Origin of the sequence: Marivita sp., from assembly GCF_051859345.1 — a bacterium.
In the GTDB taxonomy this organism is placed as follows: Bacteria; Pseudomonadota; Alphaproteobacteria; order Rhodobacterales; family Rhodobacteraceae; genus Marivita.
In genome coordinates, this window is sequence record NZ_JBHYFV010000075.1 from 1 (window position 1) to 6,370 (window position 6,370).

Consider the following 6,370-nt stretch of genomic DNA (forward strand, 5'->3'; position numbering starts at 1 on the left):
AGCGTTGCGGGCAGCCGTTCAAAGATAAGCGAGAGGGCGGGGATTCCGTGAGTGAATGAGTTGCCCAGATCGCCTTGGAGCAGGTTGCCCAGAAACACGAGGTATTGTTCCCAGACAGGGCGGTCGAGACCCAGATCAGCGATGATCTTGGTCAGGCAGGACTGATCGCATTCGGACGAGGCGAAGATGTAGACCGGGTTTCCGATCACATTGACGCCGAAGAACACCAGCACGGTCATCACAAGCAGCACGAGCAGCGCCTGCAAGACACGTTTGATGATGAATTCAGCCATCGGTTCTTCGCCTCGTCCGCTGTTCTGCGCTTAGTCGACCCGAGACACTTCGGTCGCGAGCGTGCGTTCGTTGGTGCGCGGCTGGTGTTCAAGACCGGCTTTCATCGCCCAGTTGTTCACCTGGAAGTGGATCGGGATATAGGCATAGTCATCCATGCCAATGGTGATCGCCTCTTGCAGGATGGCCAACCGGGTTTCCGGGTCGATGGTGCGCTTTGCCAGAACCGACCGCGCGTCGATCTCGGGATTGGAATAGCGCCCGAAGTTGCCGTTCCCGCCACCCGTTGCCGCGTTGTAGGTTTCCAGCGTGCCCGAAACAGTATAGGTCGCCTCGCCCGCGACGGTGCCCCAACCGGTCATCGACATGGAGAATTCAGGCACATCGAAGCCGGGCATGGACAGTTCGTCACCCCGGATCAGCCGCGAGAAGAAGATGTTGCGCGGCATGGCATCGACTTCGGTTGTGATGCCGACGCGGCTCCACATCTGAGCAACCGCTTCGAGGATACGGGCGTCGTTGATGTAGCGGTCATTGGGGCCGTGCAGCGTGATGCGGAAGCCGTCGCCATAGCCAGCCTCGTTCAGCAGCGCCTGCGCCTGTTCCGGATCGTAGGGGTCAGCCTTGAGACCATCGACATAGCCGAAGAAGCCCGGTGGCACGATGTTCTTGGCGGGCAGCGACGCGCCGCCCATGACACGGTCCCGGATCGTTTCGCGGTTGACGGCAAGGCTCAGCGCCTTGCGCACACGCCAGTCGCGCATCGGGTTCGGGACCATGACGTTGCCGTCATTGTCGGTGATGAACCGTTCGACATGCTTGTAGCCGGGCATGAGGTAGATCAGCCGGTCGGATGGGATGGTCGACACCGTGAAGTCCGGGTCTTCCTGCAATTGCGGCAGGTCGATGGTGGGCGGATAGTCGATCATGTCGACATCGCCGTTCAGGAGCGCCGCAAGGCGGGACGCATCCTGTGTGATCGGGCGGAACACCACCTGATCCCATTCAACCTCACCGCCCCACCAATTGGGGTTCTTCTTTACGGTGACGCGGTTGCCGGGGCTGTATTCCTCGAACAGGAACGGGCCGGTGCCGATGGCGGCTTCGCCGCTGTTGAAATCGACGGATTCCGTTGCACCTCGCGCCACATGTTCAGCAACAATGGGCAGCATGGCAAGGTCTTCGGCCACGGTCGGATAGGGTCCGTCGGTGGTGATGTGGACGGTGTAATCATCCACCTTGATCCACTGCTTCGATCCTTTTTCAAGTTGGAAGGCGGGCGACGCAGGAGCGCCCGAGATTCCGCCGCGCAGGCGGTCAAAGGTGAAAACGACATCATCGGCGTTGAACGCCTCGCCATCGTGCCACTGCACCCCTTCGCGCAACTTGAATTCCCATGTCGTGTCATCCAGCGGTTGCCAGCTTTCGGCAAGGCCAGGGATTGGCTGGGACGCGGAGTCAAGCGCGACGAGTTTTTCGAAGATGTGTTCCTGCACCTGTACGTCGGCAGAAAGCTGGGTCCAGTGTGGGTCCAGCGAACTCGCTTCGGACCGGACACCGATGGTGAGCACCTCTTGCGCGGCGACGGGCATGGCCATCATGACCGCCGCGCACAACAGGCCGGGCTTCCAGAAATTCATGAGAATGTCCTCCTTGTTGGATAGAACAGACACCGAGACGGTCCTGACGCGATGTCGGTCAGTTTGTTTTTATAGCAGTAAAAACTTTTTACTTTCGATTCGAAGTCCTGTCTAACAAATTTTACTATGCGAACGGATGTTCGCCAAATAAAACATCAAAGACCGCCAATGCAGGTGTATTTGGTCTCGAGATAGTCATCGAGGCCCTGCCAGCTGCCTTCTTTGCCAAGGCCGGATTCCTTCAAACCGCCAAACGGAACCTCCGGGGTCACGATCAGCACCTCGTTGATTCCGATCAGCCCGTATTCCAACCGATCCTGAAGCCGGAAGGCCCGTCCAAGGTCGCGTGTATAGGCATAGGCGGCGAGTCCGTATTCGGTATCGTTCGCCATGCGGATTGCATCGGCTTCGGATTCGAACCGGTAGACTGGGGCAACCGGTCCGAAAATCTCTTCGCGTGTGACGCGCATGCTTGCGTTTGCGTCGGCGATGACTGTCGGCTCGAAGAAAAGCCCACCGCGTGCATGGCGATTTCCGCCCGTACGCACGATACCGCCATTGGCGACCGCATCGGCAATCAGTTCCTCGGTCTTTTCGATCGCCGTCATGTCGATCATCGGACCCTGCTCTGCCCCGTCATCAGACCCGGGCGCCACCTTGAGAGCGGCGGCGCGTTTTGAAAGTCGCTCGACGAAGTCATCATAGATGCCGGCCTGCACGAACACACGGTTGGAACAGATGCAGGTCTGGCCGGCATTGCGGAACTTGGCAATCATGGCGCCATCGACCGCACGGTCGAGATCGGCATCGTCAAAAACTATAAAGGGCGCATTGCCACCCAGTTCCATCGACACTTTCTTGACCGTGTCCGCCGACCCCTTGATCAACTGCTTTCCGATTTCGGTTGAGCCGGTAAAGGTCAGCTTTCGTACAGCCGGGTTTTTCAGGATTTCGTTTCCGATCTCGCGGGCGGACCCTGTCACGATGTTCACGACGCCCGGCGGGAAGCCTGCACGTTCTGCCAACAGCCCCCAGACCAAACCGCTATAAGGTGTGGCCGTCGCGGGTTTGACCACTGCCGTACAACCTGCCGCGAGGGCGGGGCCAAGTTTTCGGGCCAACATCGAAGATGGAAAATTCCACGGTGTGATCGCTGCAACAACCCCGATGGGATGGCGCGTCGTCAAGAGCTTCCTGTTCGGCCATGGCGACGGGATGACCTCGCCGCCAGCCCGGCGCGCTTCTTCGGCGAACCAGAGAACATAGGCTGCCGATGACATGACTTCGCCCCGCGCTTCAGCCAGGGGTTTGCCCTGCTCTGCGGTCAGCAGCGCGGCAAGCGCATCGACATTGTCCACGATCTGTTTGTGCAGATTGCGCAGCAGGTTCGAACGCTCGGTCACACTCATTGCGGAATAGGCCGGGAAAGCCCTTTCCGCCGCGGCAATGGCACGAGCGGTCTCTGCGGCACCGGAATTGGGAACATGACCAATGACGGTGCCACTGGCCGGATCGGTAACGTCGATTTGCCCACCATCGTCGGACGAAACCCACGCCCCGTCGATCAGGTTGGCTTCTTTCAGGAACTCGGAATAGATCATCGTGCACTCCATAATCGAACTATTGTTCGTATAGCGTACACTCAATCCTCCAGCAATCGTCTAAATTCAAAGGGCAAATGCCTGGAGGTCAATCTCCGGCGTCTGCCCAAGCGCCAGCGCCGCGATCGCCTCGGATACCGCAGGGGCCGCGGTAAAGCCCATCCACGGAAAGAGGTTCAGGAAGAAACCGGGCGCATCCGGCACTTCGCCAAGAATGGGACGCCAATCGGCAGTGCCATTGACCATCGCGGCCCAACTGCGAACAATGTCGATCCCGTGAAGAGCCGGAACAACGTCTTGCGCAATCGAAAGGTTGCGAATCATTGAGCGGTGATCGACCACCGGATGCCCCTTGAGCCGGGCTGGCCATCCGCCACCGATCAGAAAGCCGCCTTCCAAAGCTTGCTTCAGGGTCAGTTTTTCACCTGTGAAATAGAGCAGGTAGGGCAAGGTTGGTGGCCGTTTTTCCGTGACGGCGACCTGGATCGCATGTGCTTCGATGTCGACCCGGATACCAAGCATGGCCGACACCCGCGCCGCGTCTGATCCTGCGGCGTTGACCACGCGATGTGCCGTAACGTCGCCTTGGCTGGTTTGCAGCAAAAAGCCGTCACTGTTGTGCTTGATGGCCGTTACCTCAGCATTTCGGCGCAGAACCAGCCCCATCTCGACCGCGCGTCGCGCATATAAAGGTGCCACGGTAAACGGATCGGCTTTCCCCTCGATCGGACAGAAGGCCCCGAGTGACATGCCATCCGCGAGGAACGGCGCGTTCCGGGCAAGCATATCCTTGTCCCAAAGGTCGACCTCGAGCCCCGCGTGTCGCTCGATTTCGACCTTGTCCCGAAGTGCCGCACAATCCGTATCGGACGCGGCCACCATCAAGCCGCCTTTGACCGAAAGGCCGATGCGCCCTTGCAACTCGTCTTCAAGCGCCCCCCATTTTCGGATCGAGGCCTGAAACAGGGGCAAGGTGGCCGCATAGCGCCGCGCCCACTCAGCACCAAGGTTCCGAAAAGGATCAAACGGGATCTGCGCATGGATCGACCCGGCGTTCGACCCCGATGCCCCAAGGTTCAGATCGCGGCGTTCAAGAAGAAGAACAGATGCACCCTGTTTGCAGGCGTAATACGCTGTCGAAGCCCCGGCAAGCCCGCCGCCGATAATGGCCAGGTCATAGTGCGGCATCGCTTGAAAACCCCGTTGAGTCGCGTCATATGTTCGTTATACTAACTTTTGTACGCATGATGAACAGTCTGTGAAACTGACCCAACTGGAGTTTTCTGCCGATGTCGCACTTGCCCGTGGCCGCCAGCACCTTTCCCTTTCTCTATTCTTCGAGTGGTCTTGACTCGCTCAAGCACCTCAAGGGGATGGGATACACTGACTTTGAACTGATGATCTTCCCGCCGCATTGCTGGCCCTCTCAATTGTCCGGCGATCAGCGCAAGGAATACAAGGCGTGGCTCGATGGTGAAGGCACGCGGATCACATCCTTCTGTTATCCTCTGATCGACAACAACCCCAACGCGCCCGACCCTCACATGCGGCAATACACGCTGGACCGCTATTTCGAAGCGATCGATTTCGCGGCCGAGCTGAAATGCCCTTACGTTGTGATGATCCCCGGTGTCTATGGCGGGCTGATCGACCCACCCAAGGAATGGCTGGACGAGTGGTTTGTCGAGTCGGCCAAGAAGGTCGTTGCCCATGCCAATGGAACGGGTGTGCGCATCCTGCTGGAAAACGTCCCCTTCACCCACCGCCCCTCGGCGCAGGACATGGTCGACCTGTGCGGCATGATCGGCGATATCGGTGTGAACTATGATGTCTGCAATGGCGTCTTCATCAAGGAAGACGCGGGCGACGCAATCCGGTTGCTGGGAGATCTGTGCGAGAACGTGCATATTTCCGACAGCCCGGCGGATGTGTTCAAGCACGAACGGCTTGGCACCGGCATCGTCGATGTGGCCCCGGTGGCGCAGGCACTCAAGGACATTGGCTACGACAAGTTGACCGTTCTTGAAATGATTTCGGACGCCAACCTGCCCGGCAGCGACCCCGATGGTGATATCCGCGCCAGCCATGACATTCTGGCCCAGCACGGCTGGGCGGCCCTCTGAGCCGACAAAGGACACAATATGAAACAGTTTCGCGGCAGTCACTCTGTCAACGTGACCCCCTTTACCGCCGATGGCAGTGCCATCGACCTTGAAGCCAACCGTCGTCTGATCGACTGGCAGATCTCGCAAGGCGTGCCGGGGGTCATCATCCTTGGCACGACCGGGGAATTCCTGACCGTGTCCGACGCCGAACGCACGGCTTTTGTCGAAGATACGGTCGCCCATGTGGACGGCCGCATCGCGGTTTGGGTCGGCGCGTCGAATGCCTATAGCGTCAACGCCGCCCGCTATGCGCGCGAGGCACAGGCGGCCGGGGCAGACGGGCTGATGATCATTCCGCCTTACTACTACACGCCCACCGAGGATGAGATCGTCGGCTATTACGACCTGATCACCCGGACCTGCGATCTGCCGATCATGCTGTACAACAACCCGGTCACATCGAATGTCGACATGTCCGCCAAGCTGGTTGGCCGACTGACACGCGAATTCGACACGGTTCGTTACATCAAGGAAGCGTCGATGGATGTCGCCCGTGTCTATGACATTGTCGAGGAAACCGAAGGTGTGATGAACGTCTTTGCCGGTGAACGGATCGTCGAGTCGTTCCTTCTGGGTGCGGTCGGATACGTGAATCCTTTCGGCAATTATATTCCGCGTGCATCGACCCGGATCTGGGACTTGCTCGAAGCCGGGCGGATCGGGGATGCCAAGG

Annotated in this window: 5 protein-coding genes and 1 pseudogene; 2 read left to right on the plus strand and 4 right to left on the minus strand. The window is 58.9% G+C overall.

Translation table 11 applies throughout. From position 1 onward, the window contains the following. The 4 genes and pseudogenes from ACTIEN_RS21610 to ACTIEN_RS21625 form a co-directional block, all read right to left on the minus strand. A pseudogene (locus ACTIEN_RS21610) lies at positions 1-293 on the minus strand (ABC transporter permease); the annotation flags it as partial. A 30-nt stretch (positions 294-323) separates the two neighbouring features. Continuing rightward, positions 324-1,931 (minus strand): ABC transporter substrate-binding protein, encoded by a 1,608-nt coding sequence (locus tag ACTIEN_RS21615; RefSeq protein WP_439525215.1) that lies wholly within the window; start codon positions 1,929-1,931, stop codon positions 324-326. Positions 1,932-2,086: 155 nt separating this feature from the next. Beyond that, the gene (locus tag ACTIEN_RS21620; protein WP_439525216.1) at positions 2,087-3,532 is read right to left on the minus strand and encodes an NAD-dependent succinate-semialdehyde dehydrogenase; all 1,446 of its coding nucleotides are present in this window, start codon (positions 3,530-3,532) and stop codon (positions 2,087-2,089) included. Positions 3,533-3,598: 66 nt separating this feature from the next. Continuing rightward, entirely contained in the window at positions 3,599-4,720 is a 1,122-nt protein-coding gene (locus ACTIEN_RS21625; protein ID WP_439525217.1) for an NAD(P)/FAD-dependent oxidoreductase, read from the minus strand. A gap of 101 nt (positions 4,721-4,821) precedes the next feature. On the opposite strand from ACTIEN_RS21625, the gene ACTIEN_RS21630 reads away from it, so the two are divergent. Both ACTIEN_RS21630 and ACTIEN_RS21635 read left to right on the plus strand, forming a co-directional pair. Beyond that, complete coding sequence (locus ACTIEN_RS21630; RefSeq protein ID WP_439525218.1) at positions 4,822-5,655, plus strand: sugar phosphate isomerase/epimerase family protein; 834 nt, start codon at positions 4,822-4,824, stop codon at positions 5,653-5,655. An 18-nt stretch (positions 5,656-5,673) separates the two neighbouring features. Continuing rightward, a partial coding sequence (locus ACTIEN_RS21635; RefSeq protein WP_439525219.1) for a dihydrodipicolinate synthase family protein occupies positions 5,674-6,370 on the plus strand: 697 nt, incomplete at its 3' end.

What these genes read in the sequence shown, in the direction of transcription:
- ACTIEN_RS21615 (WP_439525215.1), bottom strand. Translation starts at nt 1,931, where the DNA reads ATGAATTTCTGGAAGCCCGGCCTGTTGTGCGCGGCGGTCATGATGGCC.
- ACTIEN_RS21625 (WP_439525217.1), bottom strand. Translation starts at nt 4,720, where the DNA reads ATGCCGCACTATGACCTGGCCATTATCGGCGGCGGGCTTGCCGGGGCT.
- ACTIEN_RS21620 (WP_439525216.1), bottom strand. Translation starts at nt 3,532, where the DNA reads ATGATCTATTCCGAGTTCCTGAAAGAAGCCAACCTGATCGACGGGGCG.
- ACTIEN_RS21630 (WP_439525218.1), top strand. Translation starts at nt 4,822, where the DNA reads ATGTCGCACTTGCCCGTGGCCGCCAGCACCTTTCCCTTTCTCTATTCT.